The 21,818-nt window shown below is 71.3% G+C and carries 21 protein-coding genes; 12 read left to right on the top strand and 9 right to left on the bottom strand.

Going from position 1 to position 21,818, the window contains the following annotated elements; all coding sequences use genetic code 11:
* Positions 1-154: 154 nt before the first annotated feature.
* The gene (locus SRB17_RS03230; protein WP_153534392.1) at positions 155-1,375 is read right to left on the bottom strand and encodes an ROK family protein; all 1,221 of its coding nucleotides are present in this window, start codon (positions 1,373-1,375) and stop codon (positions 155-157) included.
* Positions 1,376-1,506: 131 nt separating this feature from the next.
* Here SRB17_RS03230 and SRB17_RS03225 point away from each other — a divergent pair, with 131 nt between their 5' ends.
* The 3 genes from SRB17_RS03225 to SRB17_RS03215 all read left to right on the top strand — a co-directional run bounded on the left by SRB17_RS03225 (position 1,507) and on the right by SRB17_RS03215 (position 6,866).
* Positions 1,507-3,036: an MGH1-like glycoside hydrolase domain-containing protein gene (locus SRB17_RS03225; protein ID WP_323374899.1), complete on the top strand. Its 1,530-nt coding sequence runs from the start codon at positions 1,507-1,509 to the stop codon at positions 3,034-3,036.
* Positions 3,033-4,970 (top strand): glycogen debranching N-terminal domain-containing protein, encoded by a 1,938-nt coding sequence (locus SRB17_RS03220; RefSeq protein ID WP_153534390.1) that lies wholly within the window; start codon positions 3,033-3,035, stop codon positions 4,968-4,970. Before SRB17_RS03225 ends, SRB17_RS03220 begins: the two co-directional genes overlap by 4 nt.
* 111 nt (positions 4,971-5,081) lie before the next feature.
* Positions 5,082-6,866 (top strand): CDP-alcohol phosphatidyltransferase, encoded by a 1,785-nt coding sequence (locus SRB17_RS03215; protein ID WP_228395824.1) that lies wholly within the window; start codon positions 5,082-5,084, stop codon positions 6,864-6,866.
* Here SRB17_RS03215 and dusB read toward each other — a convergent pair whose 3' ends face one another.
* Positions 6,867-7,997: a tRNA dihydrouridine synthase DusB gene (gene dusB / locus SRB17_RS03210; RefSeq protein WP_153534388.1), complete on the bottom strand. Its 1,131-nt coding sequence runs from the start codon at positions 7,995-7,997 to the stop codon at positions 6,867-6,869.
* A 195-nt stretch (positions 7,998-8,192) separates the two neighbouring features.
* Between dusB and SRB17_RS03205 the strand changes: the two genes are divergently transcribed.
* The gene (locus SRB17_RS03205) at positions 8,193-9,644 is read left to right on the top strand and encodes an MFS transporter (protein ID WP_153534386.1); all 1,452 of its coding nucleotides are present in this window, start codon (positions 8,193-8,195) and stop codon (positions 9,642-9,644) included.
* Here SRB17_RS03205 and SRB17_RS03200 read toward each other — a convergent pair.
* Positions 9,641-9,955, bottom strand: coding sequence for a hypothetical protein (locus SRB17_RS03200; protein WP_153534384.1), 315 nt, complete (start codon positions 9,953-9,955; stop codon positions 9,641-9,643). The two genes, SRB17_RS03205 and SRB17_RS03200, sit on opposite strands and share 4 nt — an antisense overlap.
* 33 nt (positions 9,956-9,988) lie before the next feature.
* On the bottom strand, positions 9,989-10,888 hold the full coding sequence (locus SRB17_RS03195; protein WP_194293885.1) for a helix-turn-helix transcriptional regulator: 900 nt from the start codon (positions 10,886-10,888) through the stop codon (positions 9,989-9,991).
* 101 nt (positions 10,889-10,989) lie between these two features.
* Between SRB17_RS03195 and SRB17_RS03190 the strand changes: the two genes are divergently transcribed.
* Together SRB17_RS03190 and SRB17_RS03185 are read left to right on the top strand one after the other, a co-directional pair.
* Positions 10,990-12,417 carry an MFS transporter gene (locus tag SRB17_RS03190; protein ID WP_153534382.1) on the top strand — a complete coding sequence of 476 codons (1,428 nt, stop codon included), beginning with the start codon at positions 10,990-10,992 and terminating at the stop codon, positions 12,415-12,417.
* Positions 12,418-12,553: 136 nt separating this feature from the next.
* Complete coding sequence (locus SRB17_RS03185) at positions 12,554-12,778, top strand: hypothetical protein (protein WP_153534380.1); 225 nt, start codon at positions 12,554-12,556, stop codon at positions 12,776-12,778.
* 176 nt (positions 12,779-12,954) lie between these two features.
* Here SRB17_RS03185 and SRB17_RS03180 read toward each other — a convergent pair whose 3' ends face one another.
* The gene (locus SRB17_RS03180; protein ID WP_153534378.1) at positions 12,955-13,236 is read right to left on the bottom strand and encodes a hypothetical protein; all 282 of its coding nucleotides are present in this window, start codon (positions 13,234-13,236) and stop codon (positions 12,955-12,957) included.
* Between SRB17_RS03180 and SRB17_RS03175 the strand changes: the two genes are divergently transcribed.
* Positions 13,229-13,507 carry a PKD domain-containing protein gene (locus tag SRB17_RS03175; protein WP_153534376.1) on the top strand — a complete coding sequence of 93 codons (279 nt, stop codon included), beginning with the start codon at positions 13,229-13,231 and terminating at the stop codon, positions 13,505-13,507. The genes SRB17_RS03180 and SRB17_RS03175 overlap by 8 nt on opposite strands.
* On the opposite strand, the gene SRB17_RS03170 is transcribed toward SRB17_RS03175, so the two are convergent.
* Both SRB17_RS03170 and SRB17_RS03165 read right to left on the bottom strand, forming a co-directional pair.
* On the bottom strand, positions 13,488-14,084 hold the full coding sequence (locus SRB17_RS03170) for a TetR family transcriptional regulator (RefSeq protein ID WP_153534374.1): 597 nt from the start codon (positions 14,082-14,084) through the stop codon (positions 13,488-13,490). The genes SRB17_RS03175 and SRB17_RS03170 overlap by 20 nt on opposite strands.
* A 53-nt stretch (positions 14,085-14,137) precedes the next feature.
* Positions 14,138-15,148, bottom strand: a complete 1,011-nt coding sequence (locus tag SRB17_RS03165) for an aldo/keto reductase (protein ID WP_153534372.1) — start codon at positions 15,146-15,148, stop codon at positions 14,138-14,140.
* A gap of 160 nt (positions 15,149-15,308) precedes the next feature.
* Here SRB17_RS03165 and SRB17_RS03160 point away from each other — a divergent pair, with 160 nt between their 5' ends.
* Entirely contained in the window at positions 15,309-16,352 is a 1,044-nt protein-coding gene (locus tag SRB17_RS03160) for a chitinase (RefSeq protein ID WP_153534370.1), read from the top strand.
* Positions 16,353-16,365: 13 nt separating this feature from the next.
* On the opposite strand, the gene SRB17_RS03155 is transcribed toward SRB17_RS03160, so the two are convergent.
* Entirely contained in the window at positions 16,366-16,932 is a 567-nt protein-coding gene (locus SRB17_RS03155; protein WP_323374898.1) for a TetR/AcrR family transcriptional regulator, read from the bottom strand.
* Between the two features lie 85 nt (positions 16,933-17,017).
* Between SRB17_RS03155 and SRB17_RS03150 the strand changes: the two genes are divergently transcribed.
* Positions 17,018-17,446, top strand: a complete 429-nt coding sequence (locus SRB17_RS03150) for a nuclear transport factor 2 family protein (RefSeq protein ID WP_323374897.1) — start codon at positions 17,018-17,020, stop codon at positions 17,444-17,446.
* Between the two features lie 91 nt (positions 17,447-17,537).
* Here SRB17_RS03150 and SRB17_RS03145 read toward each other — a convergent pair whose 3' ends face one another.
* Complete coding sequence (locus SRB17_RS03145) at positions 17,538-18,920, bottom strand: glycine--tRNA ligase (protein WP_323374896.1); 1,383 nt, start codon at positions 18,918-18,920, stop codon at positions 17,538-17,540.
* 197 nt (positions 18,921-19,117) lie between these two features.
* Between SRB17_RS03145 and SRB17_RS03140 the strand changes: the two genes are divergently transcribed.
* From SRB17_RS03140 to SRB17_RS03130, 3 genes are read left to right on the top strand one after another with little or no spacing between them, the layout of a single operon-like run.
* On the top strand, positions 19,118-20,077 hold the full coding sequence (locus SRB17_RS03140; protein WP_153534366.1) for a metal ABC transporter substrate-binding protein: 960 nt from the start codon (positions 19,118-19,120) through the stop codon (positions 20,075-20,077).
* Positions 20,078-20,097: 20 nt separating this feature from the next.
* The gene (locus SRB17_RS03135; protein ID WP_153534364.1) at positions 20,098-20,865 is read left to right on the top strand and encodes a metal ABC transporter ATP-binding protein; all 768 of its coding nucleotides are present in this window, start codon (positions 20,098-20,100) and stop codon (positions 20,863-20,865) included.
* On the top strand, positions 20,865-21,767 hold the full coding sequence (locus SRB17_RS03130; protein ID WP_153534362.1) for a metal ABC transporter permease: 903 nt from the start codon (positions 20,865-20,867) through the stop codon (positions 21,765-21,767). Before SRB17_RS03135 ends, SRB17_RS03130 begins: the two co-directional genes overlap by 1 nt.
* Positions 21,768-21,818: the final 51 nt, after the last annotated feature.

The following is a 21,818-nucleotide window of genomic DNA, read 5'->3' as shown; positions in this document are numbered from 1 at the left end:
GTGCCACCCCTTGGAGAAGTGCAGTCGCCCATGATCCGCTCATCTGAGCGCAACCCTTATCAAGGGTGGCGAGAATCACGCTGCCACAGCCCGCCTGATTTCACCATGCGGACCGCTTCCCGGTACCCGGAAACACCCACGTCACACGCCCGCCTCAGACGCCCAGCGCCCGCAGCCGCTGCTCAGCCCGCTCCGGCGCGTAGAGGTGTTCCACGACCAGCGCCCCCGCTCCGATGAGCGCGGCCCGCTCCCCCAGCCGGGAGGTCACGACCTGCAGGTGGGCCGTGGAGCGCGGCAGGGCCCGCTGGTAGAGCAGCTCGCGCACCCCGGTGAGGAAGGGGGTTCCGGCCAGGTCGCCCGCGATCATCAGGACCCCGGGGTTCAACAGGGTCACCACCGTCGCCAGTACGTCACCGACCCGCCGCCCGGCCTCCCGGGCCAGCGCCGCCGCCTCCGGATGTCCGGCCGCCAGCAGATCCCGTACGTCCGCGCCGGAGGCGGCCGGCACCCCGCTCTCCGCCAGCCGCCGGGCCACGGCGCCCCCGCTCGCGACGGCGGCGAGACAGCCGTGCGAACCGCAGCGGCACAGCGCGTCCGCGCCGACCCGGATGTGCCCGATGTCGCCGGCGCCGCCGTCGATCCCCCGGTAGATCGAGCCGTCCACGACCACCCCGGCGCCGATGCCCGTGGACACCTTGACCAGCACGAAGGCCGCGCAGTCGGGGTGGCCGGCGCGCTGTTCGCCGTACGCCATGAGATTCGCGTCGTTGTCGACCAGGACGGGGACGGCCGGAGCGCCGGTGTGTTCGGTGAAGGCGCGGGAGAGGCGGCCCGTTATGTCGTAGCCGTCCCAGCCCGGCATCATCGGCGGCTGCACCACGCGGCCGGTCCCGGTGTCCACCGGGCCGGGCACGGCGAGCCCGATGCCGCAGGCCTCCGCCGCCGGACGCCCGGCCTTCTCCAGCAACTCGCCGAACCATCGCCCCAGTTCGGGCAGTACGGCCTCCGGGCCGTCCCCGATCACGAGCGTCCCCGAGTGCTCGGCGAGGATCTCGCCGGTCAGGGAGAGGACCGCCGCGCGGGCGTGCCGGGTGTCCAGGTCGGCGGCGAGCACCACAGCGTGGGAGTCGTCAAACTCCAGGGTGATGGAGGGGCGGCCGCCGAGCGGCGAGTCGACCGGGCCGCCGGCGCCCTCGCGCAGCCAGCCGGCCCGGAAGAGGCGGTCGAGTCGCTGGCCGACGGTCGCGCGGGACAGTCCGGTGGCCTGCTGGAGCGCACCACGGGTCACCGCCCGTCCGCTGCGGACGAGTTGGAGCAGCTCCCCGGCACCGGCCGGACCGCCGCTCTTCCCGAGTCTTCCCGGAGTTCCGGTCATGCGCACCCCCTTGTGTTTCCCAAGCCTGCATTACATATTGAGTTTTGCGTGTTAAATAGACGTAACTCTACGACAGTCAACGCCAAACCCGGTCGGGCCGGCCGGGCGTCTTCGTCTTCGGGGAGTCCCGAGTGGATCGCAGCACGCAGCTCACCGTCCGTCCCGCGGGGCCCGCGACGTACCGGACCGCGGGTGGTCCCCCGGTCTCCGGCGGCTCCCTGCGCGTCAGGGCGGCGCAGGTGCTCGACGCGAACTGGACGGGCGGCTCGACGGTCCCCTCCCGCAGCCTGTATCCGCACCAGTGGTCCTGGGACTCGGCGTTCATCGCGATCGGCCTCCGGCACGTCTCGCCGCTGCGGGCCCAGACCGAGCTGGAGACACTGCTGGCCGCCCAGTGGGGCGACGGGCGCGTCCCACACATCGTGTTCAACCCCTCCGTACCGCTCGACGCCTACTTCCCCAGCCCCGACTTCTGGCGCTCCTCCACCGCCGGCCGCGCGGCGGGCGCCCCGCGCACCGTACAGACGTCGGGGATCGTGCAGCCACCGGTGCACGCGCTCGCGGCCTGGCTGGTGCACCGCGCCGACCCGGGGCTGTCGCACGCCCGCGGCTTCCTGGCCCGGATGTACCCGCGGCTGGCCGCCTGGCACCGCTATCTGCTGCACCGCCGGGACCTGGGCCGCGCGGGGCTGGTGTCCGTGGTCCACCCCTGGGAGCAGGGTATGGACAACAGCCCCTGCTGGGACGCCCCGCTGGCCCGGATCACCCCCGCCCCGGCCCGCTCCTTCCGCCGCGCCGACCTCGACCACGGGGCGCCCGAGGACCGGCCGACGGATCTGGACTACGGACGGTATGTGCGGCTGGCAGCCGACTACCGGGACGCGGGGTACAGGGACGGGACGGGTGGGAGGCCGGGGGACGGGACGGGTGGGAGGCGGGGGGACGGGGCGGGTGCGAGCAACGGGGCCGGGCATGGGGAGTTCGCCGTGGAGGACCCGGCGTTCAACGCCCTGCTCATCGCCTCCGAACACGCGCTGGCCCGGATCGCCGAGGAACTGGGCGCGCCCGGCACCGCCCGGCACGCCCGCGCCGAACGGCTGACGGAGACGCTGGTGCGGCGGCTGTGGGACCCGGCGTCCGGAATGTTCCTGTGCCGGGACCTGCACGGTGGGCCGATCCGTGAGCGGAGTGTCTCCGGGCTGGTGCCGCTCCTGCTGCCCGGGCTGCCGCGCGAGGTCGCCGCCGCGCTCGTGCGCACGCTGTGCGGGCCGCACTTCGGGTTCGGCGGGCGCACCCGGCTCGTGCCCAGCTACGACCTGCTCGGCGAGGCCTTCGATCCGCACCGGTACTGGCGCGGCCCGGCCTGGTTCAACACGAGCTGGCTGCTGGAGCGGGGACTGCGGGTGCACGGCGAGCGGGAGCGGGCCGACGCGCTGCGCGCGGCCGTGCTGCACCTCGCCGAGGCCACCGGCTTCGCGGAGTACGTCGACCCGTACACCGGCGAGGCCTGCGGCGCGACCGGCTTCGGCTGGACCGCGGCGCTCGCCCTCGACCTGCACCACGAGCTGCACAAAGAGCTTCTCAAGGGCGCCCGCGAGGGCGTGTCCGAGGCGGCCACCGGCACGTTCGACAGAAATGACGAAGGAGGCGACCGGGCATGACGGACCGGCATCATCTGCTCGTGCACGGGGCGACGTTCGCCGCCGTGGGCGACCGGGGCGACATCAGCGGGGTCCGGGGCAGCGGCTCCCCGGACGGGTTGTTCGTACGGGACGCCCGGCACCTCAGCCGCTGGCAGCTCACCGTCGACGGCGCCGTGCCCGAGGTGCTCACCCCGGTCACCGACGATGACGCGGCCGGCTGCGTCCTGGTCCCGCGCGGCGGCCGGCAGGAGCCCCCCGCGCACACCCTCTTCCGCCGGCAGGCCGTCGGCGACAGCTCGTTCGTGGAGTCGCTCCGGGTGACCAGCAACCGCCCGGTGCCCACCACCGTCCGGCTCGCCCTCACCGCCGACGCCGACTTCACCGACCAGTTCGAACTCCGCTCCGACCACCGCACCTACGCCAAGCCCGGCGCCGTACGCTCCCGTGAAGTCCTCGACGACGGCATCGAGTTCACCTACCGGCGCGCCGAGTGGCTGTCCCGTACGACCATCACCGCCGACCCGGCCCCCGACGCCGTGGAGGAGACCGGCACGGGCGCCCGGCGCCTGGTGTGGACCCTCGACCTGGCACCGCACGGCACGACCGAGCTGCTGCTGCGGGTGATCGCCCGACCGCACGGCGACAAACGCGCCCTGCGCGTGCCTCGCGACCCGGCGTCCATGCGCGAGCAACTCCTGGCGCTGGAAGGAGAGTTCGCGGAGGGCGTGGCCTTCCCGACCGGCTGGCCGGAACTGGCGGCGGCCTGCGCGCGGGGCCTCGCCGACCTGGCCGCGCTCCAGGTGCCGGCGCGCGGGCCCGACGGCGAGGAGGTGCGCGTCCCGGCCGGCGGCGCCCCCTGGTTCCTCGCCCTCCTGGCCCGGGACGCCCTGCTCACCTCCCTGTTCGCGCTGCCGTACCGCCCGGAACTGGCCGCCGCCACGCTGCCCGCGCTCGCCGCGACCCAGGCGACCGGCACCGGCCCGTCCCCGCTCGCCCAGCCCGGCAAGATCGTGCACGAGGTACGGCACGGCGAGCTGGCCCACTTCGGGCAGGTGCCGTTCGGGCGGTACTACGGCTCGGTCGACGCGACCCCGCTGTTCCTGATCCTGCTCGGCGCCTACGTCGAGCAGACCGGGGACACCGGCCCGGCCCGGCGCCTGGAGCCGCACGCGCGTGCCGCCGTCGGCTGGATGCTGGACCACGGCGGTCTGACCTCGCGCGGCTATCTCGTCTACCGCGCCGACGAGGGCGGCCTCGCCAACCAGAACTGGAAGGACTCCCCCGGCGCGATCTGCTGCGCCGACGGCACCCGGCCCACCGGCGCGGTGATGGCGGCAGGCGCGCAGGGCTACGCGTACGACGCGCTGCGCCGCACGGCGTGGCTGGCGCGGACGGCGTGGGGCGACGAGACGTACGGCGCCCTGCTGGAGCAGGCCGCCGCCGATCTGCGGGACCGGTTCCAGCGGGACTTCTGGATGCGGGAGCACTCCTTCCCGGCGCTCGCGCTGGACGGCGAGGGCCGCCAGGTGGACGCGCTGGCGTCCGACGCCGGGCATCTGCTGTGGTCCGGGCTGCTGGACAAGGAGTACGGCGAGGTGGTGGGCCGGCGGCTGCTGGAGCCGGACTTCTTCTCCGGCTGGGGTGTGCGGACGCTGGCCGCGGGGCAGGCGGCGTACCACCCGCTGTCGTATCACCGGGGTTCCGTGTGGCCGCACGACAACGCGCTGATCACGTTGGGGCTTGCGCGTTACGGGTTGCATGACGAGGCCCGGGCGGTGGCGCGTGCGCTGGTGGATGCGGCGGTCGTTGCCGGGCATCGGCTGCCGGAGGTGCTGGCCGGGTACGGGAGGGACACGCATCCGGAGCCGGTGCCGTATCCGCATGCGTGTGTGCGGGAGTCACGGTCGGCCGCGGTGCCGCTCGCGCTGTTGACAGCGGTGGGTGGGGCTTAGGGAACTGTATTTGCCCGGTGTTTGCTCAGTGCCCTGAACAGGGGCCGGCCGATGACCGTACGGGACGGCAGATCGGGTCTCACAGGGAAGGACGCCGGGTTGTCCCAGGACATGAGCACGCGCGAATCAGCCGTAGCGGAAGCCGAAGCGGCCGAGCCGGAGGAGTCCCCCGAGTCCATACCCGGCCCGCGCCGCCCCTTCCCGCGCCCCTGGACCGCCTGGTCGGCGTGGGTGCGGCGGTGGCGCGAGGCACATCCGACGGCCGCCCAGGCCCTGTCCGTCACCGTCACCGTGCTCGCCGCCGCCCTCGTCGTCGCCGCGCTGGTGATGCCGAACTCCGTGGTGCGGCTGGGGCCTTCCGCGTTTTTGCGGATACCGGCGGAAGCCGTGATCGGGGCGGCCGTGATGATCGCGCTGCCGCGCCGGCCGCGGGTGGTGCTGGCCGCCGTGTCCGGGGTGGCGCTGGGCGCGATGACCGTGCTGAACGCGCTCGACATGGGCTTCAAGCAGTACCTCGGCCGTGGCTTCAACGTCGTTCTCGACTGGAGCCTGTTCGGCGACGCGGAGTCGTATCTGGAGGACTCGCTCGGCCGTACGGAGACCCTGGCCGCCGTGGCCGGTGTGATCGCCCTCGTGCTGCTGCTGTTCGTGCTGCTGGCGCTGTCCATGGTCCGGCTGAGCGATCTGCTCGCCCGGCACACCGCCATCGCGACCCGGGGCACGCTGGTCGCCGGGGTCGTCTGGATCACCTGCTCCTCCCTCGGCCTGCAGCTGTCCGGCGTACCGCTCGCCTCCGACAGCACCGCCACCGCGCTGAAGGCCCAGGCCCACCTGGTCTCGGCCACGCTCAAGGACGAGGCGGAGTTCCGGAAGGTCGCGAAGGTCGACGCCTTCGGGAACACCCCGGGCAGCCAGCTGGTCCCGGATCTGCGGGGCAAGGACATGATCTTCACGTTCATCGAGAGCTACGGCCGCAGCGCGGTCGAGGACCCGATCATGGCGCCCGGTGTGGACAGCACACTCGACGCGCGCACCAAGGCGCTGGCGAAGGCCGGCTTCCACGCCAAGAGCGGCTGGCTGACCTCGGCGACCTACGGCGGCAGCAGCTGGCTCGGCCACTCCACCACCATGTCGGGCCTGTGGATCAGCAACCAGCAGCGCTACCGCACGGTCATGGCCAGCGACCACCTCAGTCTGACCGAGGCGTTCAAGAAGACCGGCGCGTTCGACACGGTCGGGGTGATGCCGGGCGTGCAGAAGGCATGGCCGGAGCAGAAGTGGTACGGCCTCGACAAGGTCTACAACGCCTTCGAACTCGGCTACAAGGGACCGAAGTTCAGCTGGTCGACCATGCCGGACCAGTACGCGCTGCAGCAGTACCAGGACCGGGTGCACAGCAAGAAGCCCGCCGACGGCAAGGCACGGATGTCGCTGCTCATCCTCACCTCCAGCCATCAGCCGTGGGCGCCGATCCCGAAGATGGTCGGCTGGGACCAGCTGGGCGACGGCTCGATCTTCAAGGGCATCCAGGCGGCGGGCAACAAGCCGGCCGACGTCATCGCCGACACCACCAAGTCCCGTCAGGAGTACGGCAAGTCGATCCAGTACTCGGTGACCGCCCTGACCCAGTGGCTGACGCGCTACGGCAGCAAGGACACCGTGCTGGTCTTCCTCGGCGACCACCAGCCCATCGCCCGGGTCAGCGGCAACCACGCCAGCCGTGACGTGCCGGTCTCGATCGTCGCCAAGGACCCGAAGGTGCTGGACGAGATCGCCGACTGGGGCTGGACGGACGGCCTGCGTCCCGCGCACAACGCCCCGGTGTGGAAGATGAGCGCGTTCCGGGACCGCTTCCTGACGGCGTACGGCTCGACACCGCACCCGAAGAAGGGCTGATCACCCTCCGGATGTGTCGAGTTCCGCGTCCTCGCTGACGCCCGCGCAGTCGTACGGGTCCTTCAGCCAGCCGTCCGGCAGCACCACCCGGTTGTTGCCGGACGTACGGCCGCGCGGCCCGTCCGCGCCGGCCGGCCACGGCTGGTCGAGGTCCAGCTCGTCCAGGCCGGCCCGCAGTTCCTGGAGCGAGGACGTGATCGCGAGCCGCTTGCGCATCTCCGAGCCGACCGCGAAGCCCTTCAGGTACCAGGCGACATGCTTGCGGAAGTCCACCACGCCCTTGGACTCGTCGCCGATCCACTCGCCGAGCAGGGTGGCGTGCCGGACCATGACGCCGGCGACTTCCCGGAGCGTCGGCCGCGCGAAGGACGTCCGCCCCTCGAAGGCGGCGACCAGGTCCGCGAACAGCCACGGCCGCCCCAGGCACCCGCGCCCGACCACCACCCCGTCGCAGCCGGTGCGGCGCACCATTCGCAGCGCGTCCTCCGCCGACCAGATGTCGCCGTTGCCGAGCACGGGGACCTCCGGGACGTGCTCCTTCAGCCGGGCGATGGCGTCCCAGTCGGCGGTGCCGCCGTAGTGCTGGGCGGCCGTGCGGCCGTGCAGCGCGATGGCCGTGACGCCCTCCTCGACGGCGATGCGGCCGGCGTCGAGGTAGGTGATGTGGTCGTCGTCGATGCCCTTGCGCATCTTCATCGTGACCGGGAGGTCACCGGCGCCGCTCACGGCCTCCCGGAGGATCGCCCGCAGCAGGTTCCGCTTGTACGGGAGGGCCGAGCCGCCGCCCTTCCTCGTCACCTTCGGGACCGGGCAGCCGAAGTTCAGGTCGATGTGGTCGGCCAGGTCCTCCTCCGCGATCATGCGGACGGCCTTGCCGACGGTGGCCGGGTCGACGCCGTACAGCTGGATCGAGCGCGGTGTCTCGCTCGCGTCGAACCTGATCAGCTGCATGGTCTTGTCGTTGCGCTCGACCAGCGCCCGGGTCGTGATCATCTCGCTGACGAACAGGCCCTTGCCGCCGCTGAACTCACGGCACAGGGTGCGGAAGGGCGCGTTGGTGATCCCCGCCATGGGTGCGAGCACGACGGGCGGCGCGACGGCGTGCGGGCCGATGGAGAGCGGGTGGGTCATCGTCAGGGCTCCGGGACGGATGTGCGGCACAGGACACTGGGCAAGGTCCCATTGTCCCTCACCGCCCCGACAGCTCGGCAGGCCGCTCCGGCCGCGGCGCCGGGCGGGGGGACGCCCACGATGATCGTGTAGAGCGCATCATTTAGGCACACTATTAGTTAGACGCACTATCGAGTTGAGCGTACGATGGAATCCATGCCCGAGCTGAGCCACCGACGTCGTCTCCTCGTGCTCGCGATCTGCTGCATGAGCCTGCTGATCGTGAGCCTGGACAACACCGTGCTGAACGTGGCGCTGCCCTCCCTGCAGCGCGATCTGCACGCCACCACCTCCGGCCTGCAGTGGACGATCGACGCCTACACCCTGGTGCTCGCCTCGCTGCTGATGCTCGCGGGCTCGACGGCCGACCGGATCGGCCGCAAGCGGGTCTTCATGACCGGCCTGGTGATCTTCTCCGTCGGCTCGCTGCTGTGCTCGCTCGCGCCGAACCTGTCCCTGCTGGTGGTGTTCCGCATGGTGCAGGCGATCGGCGGCTCGATGCTCAACCCGGTCGCCATGTCGATCATCACCAACACCTTCACCGAGTCCCGGGAGCGGGCCCGCGCGATCGGTGTCTGGGGCGCGGTGGTCGGCATCTCCATGGCGGCAGGGCCGCTGGTCGGCGGCCTGCTGGTGCAGTCGGTGAGCTGGCGCGCGATCTTCTGGATCAACCTCCCGGTCGGCCTCGCCGCCCTGCTGCTCACCCTGCGCTTCGTCCCCGAGTCCCGCGCGCCCAAGGCCCGCCGCCCCGATCCGCTCGGCCAGCTCCTGGTCATCGCCCTGTTCGGCTCGCTGACGTACGCGATCATCGAGGCGCCGGACTCGGGCCTGACCGCGGTGGCCCCGTTCATGGCGCTCGCCTTCGTGGCTCTCCTCGGTCTGCTCTGGTACGAGCCCCGCCGCGACGAACCCCTCATCGACCTGCGCTTCTTCCGCTCGGCTCCGTTCAGCGGCGCCACGGTGATCGCGATCAGCGCGTTCGCGGCGCTCGGCGGATTCCTCTTCCTGTCCACGCTCTATCTGCAGAACGTCCGCGGTCTCGACGCCCTGCACGCGGGCCTGTGGATGCTGCCGATGGCCGCGCCGACCTTCCTGTGCGCCCCGCTGTCCGGCCGCCTGGTGGGCAGCCGCGGCCCCCGTCTGCCCCTGCTGATCGCCGGTACGGCGATGACGGTGAGCGGCGTCTTCTTCGCGGCCTTCGAGGCGGAGACGTCGAACGCCACCCTGCTCGTCGGCTACGTCCTGTTCGGCATCGGCTTCGGCTTCGTGAACGCGCCGATCACCAACACGGCCGTCTCCGGCATGCCCCGCGCCCAGGCCGGGGTCGCCGCCGCCGTCGCCTCCACGAGCCGGCAGCTGGGCCAGACGCTCGGCGTCGCGGTGATCGGCGCGGTCCTGGCCTCCGGCATCGGCTCGTCGCCCATGAAGCACGCCTTCGTCTCCGCGGCCCGCCCCGGCTGGTGGATCCTCACCGCCTGCGGCCTGGCCGTCCTCGTCCTCGGCCTCCTCACCAGCGGCCACTGGGCCCACCGCACCGCGGAACGCACGGCCGAGACCCTGGAGTCGGCGGAGATCCGCCAGACCGTGGGAGCGACCGGGCGCGGCTAGTCGCCGGCCGTGTCCAGGCGGAACGGCGATCCCCGGTTCGTCGGGGTCCAGCCCTTGGCCAGGGCGTGCCGGACTGCCTCGGCCACATCGGAGGGGCGGACCGGGACGGGAGCGTGGCCGAGGCGGTTGCCGGGGTGAGCGTGGCCCGTCGTGACGGCCGGCGTGGTACCGGGGGTGCCGGCGTGTTCGACCGCGAAGGTGCACGCGGTCCAGGCCATGGCCTGGGCGTAGGTGGGCCTGTGCCGAAGGCGCCAGCGGTAGGTCGTGCGGTCGACGACGATCCGGCGGGCCCCCTTGCGGGGCAGCGCCATCGGTCCCCCCTCCCTCTCGGATCCCTCAGGCCCTCAGGTCCTCGTGGTGGCCCCGCGGGCGATGCCGTACAGCCTCTCCAGGCGCTCGCGGGTCTCCTCGTCGGCGGGGGTGTACGTCACCATGCGGGCGCCTTGTTCGGGGCCGAGCCACAGGTCCGTGTGCTCCAGTTTGAGGTGCCCGACATGGGCGTTGAGGAACTCCTTGGTCTTGGAGCGGGTGCCGACGACCTCGTAACGCTCCCAGTTCTCGCGGAAGTCGGGAGATTCGGCCTTCAGGCGCTTCAGCAGCATCTTCCAGGCCGGCTCGCCGAGATGGCCGGCCATGGACGCGCGCAGCCGGGCGGCCATCAGGCGCTGGGTCTCCTCCAGGTGCACGACCGCCGACTGCCAGTCCTTGTTCGTGTACACGAGGAGCATGCTGTTGCGGTCCTCCGCCGGTATCGCGTCCAGGTCGCTGAGCATGCGGCCGTAGGTGAGGTTGTAGGCGAGGATGTCGTACCGGCTGTTCTGGATGCACGCCGGGACCGGCTCCAGCCGGCGCAGCACCTCGCGCAGGGCCGGGGTGACGCTCGGGCAGCTCGCCGCCGGGCTGGGATCGGTGGTGCCGGCGAGCCGGAAGAGGTGGGCACGTTCGCTGGCGTCCAGCATCAGGGTGCGGGCCAGGGCGTCCAGGACCTGCACGGAGACCTGGATGTCACGGGCCTGTTCGAGCCAGGTGTACCAGGTGACGCCGACCGCGGAGAGCTGCGCGACCTCCTCCCGGCGCAGTCCCGGCGTACGGCGCCGGGCCCCGCGCGGCAGGCCGACCTGCTCGGGGCTGATGCGCTCGCGGCGGCTGCGCAGGAACGCGGCCAGCTCGTTGCGCCGGATCTCCGAGCCGCGGGTCGTCGGCTGCGGGGCGGGCGTCGTGCGGTCCGTGGCCATGGTGGTCATGGTTCCAGGGTGCCCGCCCCGTCATCCTGTTGCCAGGTAGTTCTTGTACCAGGATGAGGACACTCTGGTACCCGTCTGCGCGGGGGCTCAGGCTCGGGGGCATGAGTGAAACCGTCACCACCCCGGCCGTCCGTACGACGGCCGCACCGCCCGCACTCGGCGGGCTCGGGCTGTTCACCGTACTGCTGGCCGCGGCACTGCCGCTCATCGACTTCTTCATCGTCAACGTCGCCCTGCCGACCATCGGCACCGACCTCGCCGCGAGCGAGGCGGTCCTGGAGCTGGTGGTGGCCGGGTACGGGGTCGCCTACGCCGTGCTGCTGGTGCTCGGCGGGCGGCTCGGGGACCTGTTCGGACGGCGCCGGCTGTTCCTCGGCGGAATGGCCGCGTTCGGACTGACCTCGCTGGCCTGCGGGCTGGCGCCCGACGCCTGGAGCCTGGTCGCGGCGCGGATCGCGCAGGGCGCCTCGGCCGCCGCGATGCTGCCGCAGGTGCTCGCCACCATCCAGGCCACCACCCGCGGCGCACGCCGCGCGAAGGCCATGAGCCTGTACGGCGCGACCGCCGGACTGTCCATGGTCGCCGGTCAGATACTCGGCGGGGTGCTCGTCGCCGCCGATGTCGCGGGCACCGGCTGGCGGTCGGTGTTCCTCGTCAACGTGCCCGTGGTCGCTCTCGGTCTGTTCCTCGCCGTGCGGTTCGTGCCGGAGACCCGGTCGCAGCACCCCGAGCCCGTCGACTGCCCCGGCACGGTCCTGCTCGCGGCGTCCCTGCTGACGCTGCTCGCCCCGCTCACCGAGGGCCGGGCCGCCGGCTGGCCGCTGTGGACGTGGCTGTCGCTGGCCGCGTTCCCGTTCGCCGCCGGGGCGTTCTGGGCCGTGGAGCGGCGGGCGGACCGGGCGGGACGGACCCCGCTGGTGCCGCCGAGTCTGCTGGCGCTGGCCTCGCTGCGGCGCGGTCTGCTCCTGATCCTGCCGTTCTCGATCGGCTTCAGCGGGTTCATGTTCGTCATCGCGCTGGCGCTGCAGCAGGGCGCCGGGCTCGGCCCGGTCGCGGCCGGGCTCGCGCTCGCGCCGATGGCCGTGGTGTTCCTGTTCGTCTCCCTCGCCGGGCCCCGACTGACGGCCCGCCATGGAACCCGGGTCGTCACCGCCGGCGCGGTGGTCCAGGGCGTGGGGGTGCTGCTGATCGTGCTGGCCGCCTGGCGGGACTGGCCGCACCTGGACTTCGGTGCGCTGCTGCCTGGCGCGGCTGTGGCCGGTGCCGGACAGGCGCTCCAACTGCCCAATGTCTTCCGGATCGTGATGTCCGAGGTGCCGCCCGCCCGGGCCGGTGTCGGCAGCGGTGTGATGGTCACCACCCAGCAGTCCGCGCTCGCCCTCGGCGTGGCCACGCTCGGCACGCTGTTCCTCACCCTCGTACCGAGCATGGGCATGCGGGACGCGCTGGTCACGACGCTGCTGGTGCAGTTGGCCGGGGTCGTGCTGACCGGACTGCTCAGCCTGCGGCTGCCGCGTGAGGTCGGCTGAGCCGGGCCGGGGCCGGAAGGCTCCGGCCACGGCTTGGACAACTCCATGTGAAGCTCCCCCTGTTGATGTTCGTCTTGCTGCACACTCCTGTCGCGGCCGGGGTGTGCCACAAGCAGACGAGAGGGCGTGAGGCGTCATGGCGCAGGGCAACAGCACGAGCAAGGTCAGCCGCTGGGACGGGCACGGCCGGGAGCACGTCGTCCGGGTACAGCGCACGGGGGTGCAGCGCACGATCAGATGCGACACGTGCGGCTGGCGCAGGGGCGCCCAGTTCCTGCCGTGGCTGAAGGCGGAGGAGCATCTGGCCGAGGCCCATCAGGCGACGGTCGATCCGTCGGCGGACCGACAGCCCTCCCGTTGACCGCGCGGGTCCGAAGAGACCCCGGACGTCCCCACTGACCTGCGCACTTTCCTGATCGCTCGGCCGGTTACCGAGCGTTTCGAGTGGCCGACGGAGTGAAGTCGGGTCAGCCTGGGATACGTCCGATCGAGCGATCGACAGGAGATGAACATGACCTCCGTACTCCGCCACCACCGCTATGGCCGCACGCTGGGCACCGGCGTTCTGACCGTGGCGTTGCTCTCCGGCGGTACGACCGGAGCCTTCGCCCAGACCAGCACCCCGACCCCCACCCCGACCCCCACGTCGACCGGCTCGCCGACCCCCACGTCGACCGGCTCGCCGACCGCCTCACCCACGATGACCCGCAGCGGCATGGCCACCATGAGGCCGTCGCGGACGCCGACCTCCACCCCCACGAGGACCCGCACCGGCACGCCCACCATGAGGCCGCCGCGGACCGCGCCCGCGATGGGCATGATCACCGTCTCGGCCAACCACAAGGCCGTCAAGGTCGGGAGCACCGTGGTGTTCACCGGTCGGGTCAGGGCCGTCAAGTCCGGCTCCACGGTGGTGCTCCAGCACCTGAAGAACGGCAAGTGGGCCACGCTCAAGTACACGGGGGTCGTCAACAAGAACGGCACCTACACGATCAAGCGGACCTTCAGCGACAAGGGCACCCATCACGTACGGGTGGCGACCAAGTCCGGCGCGATCCACTCCTCGCCGGTCACCGTGAAGGTGAGCTGAGCCCCCGTATCAGCAGGTCCACGACGGCCGTGAACTCCTCGTCCACGCCGGGGGCGGTCCACTCCCGGGCGTAGCAGGGGTCGTGGAAACGGCCGGTGGCCTGGAAGACGGCTCGGGCCGCGGCGGCCGGGTCGGGCACCGGGAAGGTGCCCGACCCGGCCCCGTCCGCGATGATCCGGGTCAACTGCGCGGTCAGGTCGGCGATGTGCTCGCCGACCGCCGTGCCGTTCTCGTCGGTCAGCACCGTGTAGGTGGCGAAGAGTTCGGGATCGTCGCCCGCCTTGTGCCGTTTGGCCGCGAACAGCGCCGCGAGCCAGGACCGCAGCCGCTCCTCGGCGGTGCCGTCCGCCGCGACGATGACGGCCAGTCTCTCCGACGTGCGGTCCAGCCAGCGCTTGGTGACCGCCTCGCGCAGCGCCGCCTTGGTACGGAAGTGACGGTAGACACTGCCGTGGCTGACGCCGAGCGCGCGGGCCACGTCGACCACGGTGGCCTTGGCCGGGCCGTGGCGGCGCAGCACCTCCTCGGTCGCTTCGAGGATGCGCTCGGCGGTCAGGGTCTCGGTGGGCGGTGCCATGCCTTAGACCGTACCTGGAGCCATGGCCAGCGCTCGCCGCCGTGGAACCATGGTCAGCGCTCGCTGTCGAGGTGTGTCATCTGCGCGGTCGGGTAGCGGTCGCCGGCCGCCGCGTCCGCTGGCACGGCCTCCTCGATCGCCGCCAGGTCGGCCGCGTCCAGGGTGACGTCCAGCGCGCCCAGCGACTCGGAGAGCCGCTCGCGGGTGCGGGCGCCGACCAGCGGCACGATGTCCTCGCCGCGGGAGAGCACCCAGGCGATGGCGGTCTGCGCGACGGTGACGCCCTGCTGCTCGGCGATCTTGCGCAGGGCCTCGACCAGGTTCAGGTTGTGCTGGAGGTTCTCGCCCTGGAAGCGGGGCGAGTGGGCGCGGAAGTCGTTCGCGGCGAGCTGCCGGTCACGGGCGAAGTGCCCCGAGATCAGCCCGCGCGAGAGCACGCCGTACGCCGTGATGCCGATGCCCAGTTCGCGGGTGGTCGGCAGGATGTCCCGCTCGATGCCCCGGCTGATCAGCGAGTACTCGATCTGCAGGTCGGAGACGGGGGCGGTGGCGGCGGCCCGGCGGATGGTGTCGGCGCCGACCTCGCTCAGGCCGACGTGCCGGACGTACCCCTTCTCGATCAGTTCGGCGATCGCGCCGACGGTCTCCTCGATCGGCACGTCCGGGTCGAGACGGGCGATCCGGTAGACGTCGATGTGGTCGACGCCGAGGCGCTGCAGGGAGTAGGCGGCGAAGTTCTTCACGGCGGCGGGGCGGCCGTCGTAGCCGCTCCAGTTGCCCTCCGGGTCGCGCAGGGCGCCGAACTTCACGCTGGTCAGGGCCTGCTCGCGGAGGGCGGCCGGGGCGGTGCGCAGGGCCTCGCCGATCAGCATCTCGTTGTGCCCCATGGCGTAGAAGTCGCCGGTGTCGAGCAGCGTGACGCCCGCTTCCAGGGCGGCGTGGATGGTCGCGATGGACTCCGCGCGGTCGGCGTCGCCGTAGAGCGCGGACATGCCCATGCAGCCGAGGCCGAGGGCGGAGGTCTGGGGGCCGGTGGTTCCGAGGGTTCGGGTTCGCATCGTCATGCCGTTCACTGTGCCATGACAGCTGACAGATTTCAATATCTGTCATTCCATTCTTGTCAGCCGTCGACGGGACTTTGGTCCAGACCTATTGACGAGAGGTCTGGACCAGAGCACTGTCATGCCTACGACACCTCACCGCACCCCCACCGGGAGGCCTCGCATGATCAGACGTCTGCTCGCCACCGCGCTCACCGCGGCCGCCCTCGTCCCCCTGGGAATCGCCACCGCCCCCACCGCCTCCGCCACCGACACCTGCACGGTGAAGTCCCGGCCGGCCGGGAAGGTGCTCCAGGGCTACTGGGAGAACTGGGACGGCTCCGCCAACGGCGTCCATCCGCCCTTCGGCTGGACCCCGATCACCGACTCCCTTATCCCCACGCACGGTTACAACGTGATCAACGCGGCCTTCCCGGTCATCCGCTCCGACGGCACGGCCCTGTGGGAGGACGGCATGGACGCGGGCGTGAAGGTGGCGACGCCCGCGGAGATGTGCGCGGCGAAGGCGTCGGGCGAGACGATCCTGCTCTCCATCGGCGGCGCGGCGGCCGGCATCGACCTGAACTCGACCGCCGTGGCCGACCGTTTCGTCTCGACGATCGTCCCGATCCTGAAGAAGTACAACTTCGACGGCATCGACATCGACATCGAGACGGGCCTGACGAACAGCGGGAACATCAGCCAACTGTCCACGTCCCAGGCCAACTTGATCCGCATCATCGACGGCATCCTGGCGCAGATGCCCTCCGGCTTCGGCCTGACGATGGCCCCCGAGACCGCGTACGTCACCGGCGGCAGCATCACCTACGGCTCGATCTGGGGCGCCTACCTGCCGATCATCAAGAAGTACGCCGACGACGGCCGGCTGTGGTGGCTGAACATGCAGTACTACAACGGCAGCATGTACGGCTGCTCCGGCGACTCCTACGAGGCCGGCACGGTCGCGGGCTTCACCGCCCAGACCGACTGCCTGAACAAGGGCCTGGTCGTGCAGGGTACGACGATCAAGGTGCCCTACGACAAACAGGTCCCCGGCCTGCCGGCCCAGCCCGGCGCGGGCGGCGGCTACCTGTCACCGTCCCTGGTCGCCCAGGCCTGGAACCACTACGGCACGTCTCTCAAGGGCCTGATGACCTGGTCGATCAACTGGGACGGCTCGAAGAACTGGACCTTCGGCGACAACGTCAGGGCCTTGCAGCACCGTTGAGCGACACCGGCCGTCAGCCCTCCGGTTCCACCAGCGCCTTGATCGCCGGCCGGAGCAGGGCGGCGACGCGGTCGGCGGGGGCGTCACGCAGCGGGGTCAGGCCGAGGAGCTGGTGGCCGATCGTGACGCCCAGCAGGGTGGTGACGAGCAGTGCGGCGCGCAGCTCGCGGTCCTCGGCCCCGGGCAGCACGCCGCCGACGCCGCCGATCTGCCGGCCCAGGGTCTCGCGGGCCTGCTCGGCGGCCGCCGGGTCGGTGAGCATGGAGCGCAGCATCGCCAGCGCGCCCTCGGGCAGGCCGCCCAGCTTGAGGCCGAGCGTGGCCAGCAGCTGATCGACGAGCGCGTCGGCGTCGGTGGCCGTCGGCAGCGCGGGAACGGCCTGCACGGCCCGGGTGAACAGCTCGCGCTTGGAGCCGAAGTACTGCATGACCAGCGCCGGATCGACGCCCGCCGCGGTCGCCACGGCGCGGATGGTGGTGCGGTCGAACCCCTTCTCGGCGAACAGCTCCCGGGCCCGGTCCAGGATGCGCGCCTCGGTGGTACGGCGGCGGTCGGCGCGGGTCTGGCGAGGGGCGGGCACAAGTTCACTCTACAGTCGTTGACCGAATGTCCGGCCGATCCCTAGGGTGATTGGGTCAACGCCTGTTGAGCGAACGGAGTGACCCGTGCCGGACGACCTTCAGTCACCCGCCCCGCGCACCCTACGCGAGGTGCTGGACCGCTACTACCGGGCCATGCTCGACAAGTCCGCGGACGATCTCGCCGATCTGTACGCCGTGGACGCGGTGCACGAGTTCCCGTTCACGTCCCCCGGCTTTCCCCCGCGCTTCGAGGGGCGCGAGGCGGTGCGCGCGGGCTACCGGGCGGCCTGGGGCGCGAGTCCTGCCCGGGTGGAGGAGATCAGGAGGATCTCGGCCTACGAGACCACCGAGCCGGGAGTGCTTGTCGCCGAGCAGGTGGTGGTGGGCACCCTGCCGGCCACCGGCACCTCCTTCAGCGTCCCCGGCCTCCTGGTCCTCCACGTCCACGAGGGCCTGCTCACGCGAGTACGGGACTACATGGACGGCGTGGGGGTGGCGGCGGCCAGGTCGTGAACACAAGGCTCCGGTGAACACAAAGGCCCACCCACCCAGCCGATGGATTCGGGCGGGTGGGTGGGCAAAAACGACTGAGGCGCCGCAGGCCTCAGCAGCCGAGCAGACGCTGAGCCAGGTAGCCCTCGATCTGGTCCAGCGACACCCGCTCCTGCTTCATCGAGTCCCGCTCACGCACCGTAACCGCGTTGTCCTCGAGCGTGTCGAAGTCCACGGTCACGCAGTACGGTGTACCGATCTCGTCCTGGCGCCGGTACCGGCGGCCGATCGCGCCCGCGTCGTCGAACTCGATGTTCCAGTTCTGCCGCAGCGCCTGGGCGAGCCCCTTGGCCTTCGGGGACAGCTCGGGGTTGCGGGACAGCGGGAGGACGGCGACCTTCACCGGGGCGAGACGGTGGTCGAGGCGCAGCACCGTCCGCTTCTCCATCTTGCCCTTGGCGTTCGGCGCCTCGTCCTCGACGTAGGCGTCGAGCAGGAAGGCCAGCATGGTCCGGCCGACACCCGCCGCGGGCTCGATGACGTACGGCGTCCAGCGCTCGCCGGCCTCCTGGTCGAAGTAGGACAGGTCCTGGCCGGAGGCCTTGGAGTGGGCGCCGAGGTCGTAGTCGGTCCGGTTGGCGACACCCTCCAGCTCGCCCCACTCGCTGCCGCCGAACTGGAAGCGGTACTCGATGTCGGCGGTGCGCTTGGAGTAGTGGGAGAGCTTCTCCTTCGGGTGCTCGTACCAGCGCATGTTCTCAGTACGGAGGCCCAGGCCGGTGTACCAGTTCCAGCGCTGCTCCATCCAGTACTCCTGCCACTTCTCGTCCTCGCCCGGCTTGACGAAGAACTCCATCTCCATCTGCTCGAACTCACGGGTGCGGAAGATGAAGTTGCCCGGCGTGATCTCGTTGCGGAACGACTTGCCCATCTGGGCGATGCCGAACGGCGGCTTGCGGCGCGAGGTGGTCTGCACCTGGGCGAAGTTGGTGAAGATGCCCTGGGCGGTCTCCGGGCGCAGGTAGGCGATGGAGCCGCTGTCCTGCGTCGGGCCGAGGTGCGTCGACAGCAGACCCGAGAACTGCTTGGGCTCGGTGAACTGGCCCTTGTTGCCGCAGTTCGGGCAGTTGATGTCGGCCAGGCCGTTCGCCGGGGCGTGGCCCTTCTTCTCCTCGTAGGCCTCTTCCAGGTGGTCGGCGCGGAACCGCTTGTGACACGCGGTGCACTCGGTCAGCGGATCCGTGAAGGTGGCGACGTGGCCGGAGGCGACCCAGACCTCGGAGGCCAGGATGACGGACGAGTCGATACCGACCACGTCCTCGCGCGACGTCACCATGTAGCGCCACCACTGGCGCTTGATGTTCTCCTTGAGCTCGACACCCAGCGGTCCGTAGTCCCAGGCGGCACGCTGTCCGCCGTAGATCTCACTGCACGGGAAAACGAAGCCACGGCGCTTGCTCAGGCTGACGATGGTGTCGATCTTGTCGGCGGCCACGGTGCTCTCTTCATTACGACGACGGGCGTTGAAGCGAGATGCTTCCAGCGAATGATTCAGGTTACCGGCGCAGGCTCCCCCCGGACCAAATCGGCCCCCCTTCCCCGGCCTCCTCCCCGGCCTCCTCCCCGGGCTCCGACCGGGCGCTCACCGGCGTTTATTGACAACGGTTTCCATATTTGTTGAAAATGACTGTCATGAACGTACGACGACGCCTCATACCCGCCGCCGCGATCACCGCCGTGACCGCCCTCGGCCTCGGCACCCTCACCGCCTGCTCCGGCGACACGGCGGAGGCGGCGAACACCGGCAAGTTCGACGTCGTCGCGTCCTTCTACCCCATGGCCTTCCTCGCCGAGCGGATCGGCGGGGACCACGTCCACGTCACCAGTCTCACCTCCCCCGGCCAGGAGCCGCACGACCTGGAGATCAGCCCCAAGCAGATCGCCATGCTCCAGGACTCCGACGCGGTCCTGTACCTGAAGAACCTCCAGCCCTCCGTCGACGACGCGGTGTCCCAGTCCTCCATCGGGACGAAGATCGACGCGACCACCCTGACCACGCTGGAGGAGCACGGCAACGAGGTCGGCGGCCACGCCGCCGCCCACGACACCCACCAGGGCGAGGAGGCCGGCGCCGAGGACCCGCACATCTGGCTCGACCCGGTGCGCTACGCCCAGGTCGCCGAGGGCGTCGGCAAGGCCTTCGAGAAGGCCGACCCCCAGCACGCCGCCGACTACCGGAAGAACACCGCGACCCTGGTCAAGCGGCTCGACGACCTGAACACGCAGTTCAAGACGGGGCTCGCGCACACGAGGACCAAGGTCTTCATCACCACCCACGCCGCCTTCGGCTACCTCGCCGAGCGCTACGGCCTGACCGAGGAGGCCATCAACGGCCTCGACCCCGAGTCCGAGCCGAGTGCCGCGCGGGTGAGGGACCTGGAGGACATGGCCAAGGCCGACGGCGTCAGCACCGTCTTCTACGAGACGCTCGTCAGCGACAAGACCGCGCAGACCATCGCGGGCGACGCGGGCCTGAGGACTGACGTCCTCGACCCGATCGAGGGCATCACCTCGAAGTCCCGCGGCAAGGACTACTTCTCCGTCCAGGAGGCCAACCTCAAGGCCCTGCAGCAGGCGCTGGGCGCCAAGTGACCGAAAGGGAAGAGGGGATCATGGCAGAGCCCGTCATAGCCCTGCGTGGGGTCACCGCCGAACTCGGCGCGCGTCCCGTGCTGCGCGGCATCGACCTCACGGTCGGCCGCGGCGAGGTCGTCGCGCTGCTCGGCGCCAACGGCTCCGGCAAGTCCACGGCGATCCGCACCATCATCGGCCAGGTACCGGTCAGCGGCGGCACCGTCGAGCTGTTCGGCACCCCGCGCCGCGCCTTCCGCGACTGGGCGCGCGTGGGGTACGTACCGCAGCGGACGACGGCGGCGGGCGGCGTCCCCGCGACGGTCACCGAGATCGTGTCGTCCGGGCGCCTCTCCCGCACCCGGTTCGGCGTCTTCCGCAGGGCCGACCGGGAGGCCGTGCACCGGGCCCTGGAACTGGTCGGGATGGCCGACCGCGCCAAGGACTCGGTGAACGCCCTGTCCGGCGGCCAGCACCAGCGCGTCCTGATCGCCCGCGCCCTCGTCGCCGAGCCCGAGCTGCTGATCATGGACGAGCCGATGGCGGGCGTCGACCTGGCCAGCCAGGAGGTGCTGGCGGCGACCTTGCGCGAACAGGTCGCGGCGGGTACGACGGTCCTCCTGGTCCTGCACGAACTGGGCCCCCTGGAGCCCCTGATCGACCGGGCGGTCGTCCTGCGCGACGGCTGCGTCCTGCACGACGGCCCGCCGCCGAAGGCTCTGGGCCAGCATGCCCTGCCGGGCCACGACCACGTACACCCGCACGCGCCCGCGGGCGCCGAACCGATCCGCACGGGACTGCTGAGCTGATGGACCTCCTGAACTACGCCTTCATGCAGCGGGCGCTCGTCGCGGCCGTCCTGGTCGGCATCACCGCGCCCGCGATCGGCATCTACCTCGTGCAGCGCCGCCAGCCCCTGATGGGCGACGGCATCGGGCACGTGGCGATGACCGGCGTCGGTCTCGGCTTCCTGCTGCACGCCTCACCGGTGTGGATGGCCACGGCCGTCTCCGCGCTCGGCTCGGTGCTGATGGAGCTGATCCGCTGGTACGGCAAGACGCGCGGCGACATCGCCCTCGCCATGCTCTTCTACGGCGGTATGGCCGGCGGCGTGATGTTCGTCAACATCGCGCCGGGCGGCTCCAACGCGAACCTGATGTCGTACCTGTTCGGCTCGCTGTCGACGGTGGCCCCGTCGGACGTCACCGCCATCGTGATCCTGTCGGCGTTCGTGGTCGCCGTGACCCTGGGCCTGCGCCGCCAGCTGTTCGCGGTCAGCCAGGACGAGGAGTTCGCCCGGGTCGCCGGGCTGCCCGTGCGCGCCCTGAACCTGCTCACGGCGGTCACCGCGGCGGTCACGGTGACCGTGGCCATGCGGGTGGTCGGCCTGATCCTGATCTCCGCGCTCATGGTCGTACCGGTCGCCGCCGCGCAGCAGCTCACCCGCAGCTTCGCCGCGACCTTCGCGATCGCCGTCGCCCTGGGTGTCACCGTGACGGTCAGCGGCACGATCACCTCGTTCTACCAGGACGTTCCGCCCGGCGCGACGATCGTCCTGCTGACCATCGCCGCGTTCGTCGTACTGACGGCCCTGGCCACGCCGCTGGCCCGCCGCCGCGCCCGTGCGGCGGCCGCGGCACAGCCAGCCGGAGATCCGGCGGAGTGCACGATTCCGGCCACGCGAGGAGCCGGGGACGAGATCGTCGTCTGACCGCTGCCAGCCCGGGCTGGCACAATGGCCGCCCGGGCAGAAGCGAGACGT

Source organism: Streptomyces sp. RB17 (genome assembly GCF_009604455.1).
Lineage (GTDB): Bacteria > Actinomycetota > Actinomycetes > Streptomycetales > Streptomycetaceae > Streptomyces.
The sequence above is the reverse complement of the archived record's forward strand: the minus strand, read 5'-3'. Positions and strand labels throughout refer to the sequence as shown.

Bases quoted from the DNA above. Each gene is read 5' to 3' on its own strand.
- SRB17_RS03180 (WP_153534378.1), bottom strand. From the start codon at position 13,236: ATGCCCATCGCGGGCGCGGTCCGCGGCGGCCTCATGGTGGGCGTGCCG.
- SRB17_RS03215 (WP_228395824.1), top strand. From the start codon at position 5,082: ATGAGCACGCGCGAATCAGCCGTAGCGGAAGCCGAAGCGGCCGAGCCG.
- SRB17_RS03175 (WP_153534376.1), top strand. From the start codon at position 13,229: ATGGGCATGATCACCGTCTCGGCCAACCACAAGGCCGTCAAGGTCGGG.
- SRB17_RS03190 (WP_153534382.1), top strand. From the start codon at position 10,990: ATGAGTGAAACCGTCACCACCCCGGCCGTCCGTACGACGGCCGCACCG.
- SRB17_RS03185 (WP_153534380.1), top strand. From the start codon at position 12,554: ATGGCGCAGGGCAACAGCACGAGCAAGGTCAGCCGCTGGGACGGGCAC.
- dusB (WP_153534388.1), bottom strand. From the start codon at position 7,997: ATGACCCACCCGCTCTCCATCGGCCCGCACGCCGTCGCGCCGCCCGTC.
- SRB17_RS03200 (WP_153534384.1), bottom strand. From the start codon at position 9,955: ATGGCGCTGCCCCGCAAGGGGGCCCGCCGGATCGTCGTCGACCGCACG.
- SRB17_RS03195 (WP_194293885.1), bottom strand. From the start codon at position 10,888: ATGACCACCATGGCCACGGACCGCACGACGCCCGCCCCGCAGCCGACG.
- SRB17_RS03165 (WP_153534372.1), bottom strand. From the start codon at position 15,148: ATGACGATGCGAACCCGAACCCTCGGAACCACCGGCCCCCAGACCTCC.
- SRB17_RS03130 (WP_153534362.1), top strand. From the start codon at position 20,865: ATGGACCTCCTGAACTACGCCTTCATGCAGCGGGCGCTCGTCGCGGCC.
- SRB17_RS03140 (WP_153534366.1), top strand. From the start codon at position 19,118: ATGAACGTACGACGACGCCTCATACCCGCCGCCGCGATCACCGCCGTG.
- SRB17_RS03135 (WP_153534364.1), top strand. From the start codon at position 20,098: ATGGCAGAGCCCGTCATAGCCCTGCGTGGGGTCACCGCCGAACTCGGC.
- SRB17_RS03160 (WP_153534370.1), top strand. From the start codon at position 15,309: ATGATCAGACGTCTGCTCGCCACCGCGCTCACCGCGGCCGCCCTCGTC.
- SRB17_RS03220 (WP_153534390.1), top strand. From the start codon at position 3,033: ATGACGGACCGGCATCATCTGCTCGTGCACGGGGCGACGTTCGCCGCC.
- SRB17_RS03205 (WP_153534386.1), top strand. From the start codon at position 8,193: ATGCCCGAGCTGAGCCACCGACGTCGTCTCCTCGTGCTCGCGATCTGC.
- SRB17_RS03170 (WP_153534374.1), bottom strand. From the start codon at position 14,084: ATGGCACCGCCCACCGAGACCCTGACCGCCGAGCGCATCCTCGAAGCG.
- SRB17_RS03230 (WP_153534392.1), bottom strand. From the start codon at position 1,375: ATGACCGGAACTCCGGGAAGACTCGGGAAGAGCGGCGGTCCGGCCGGT.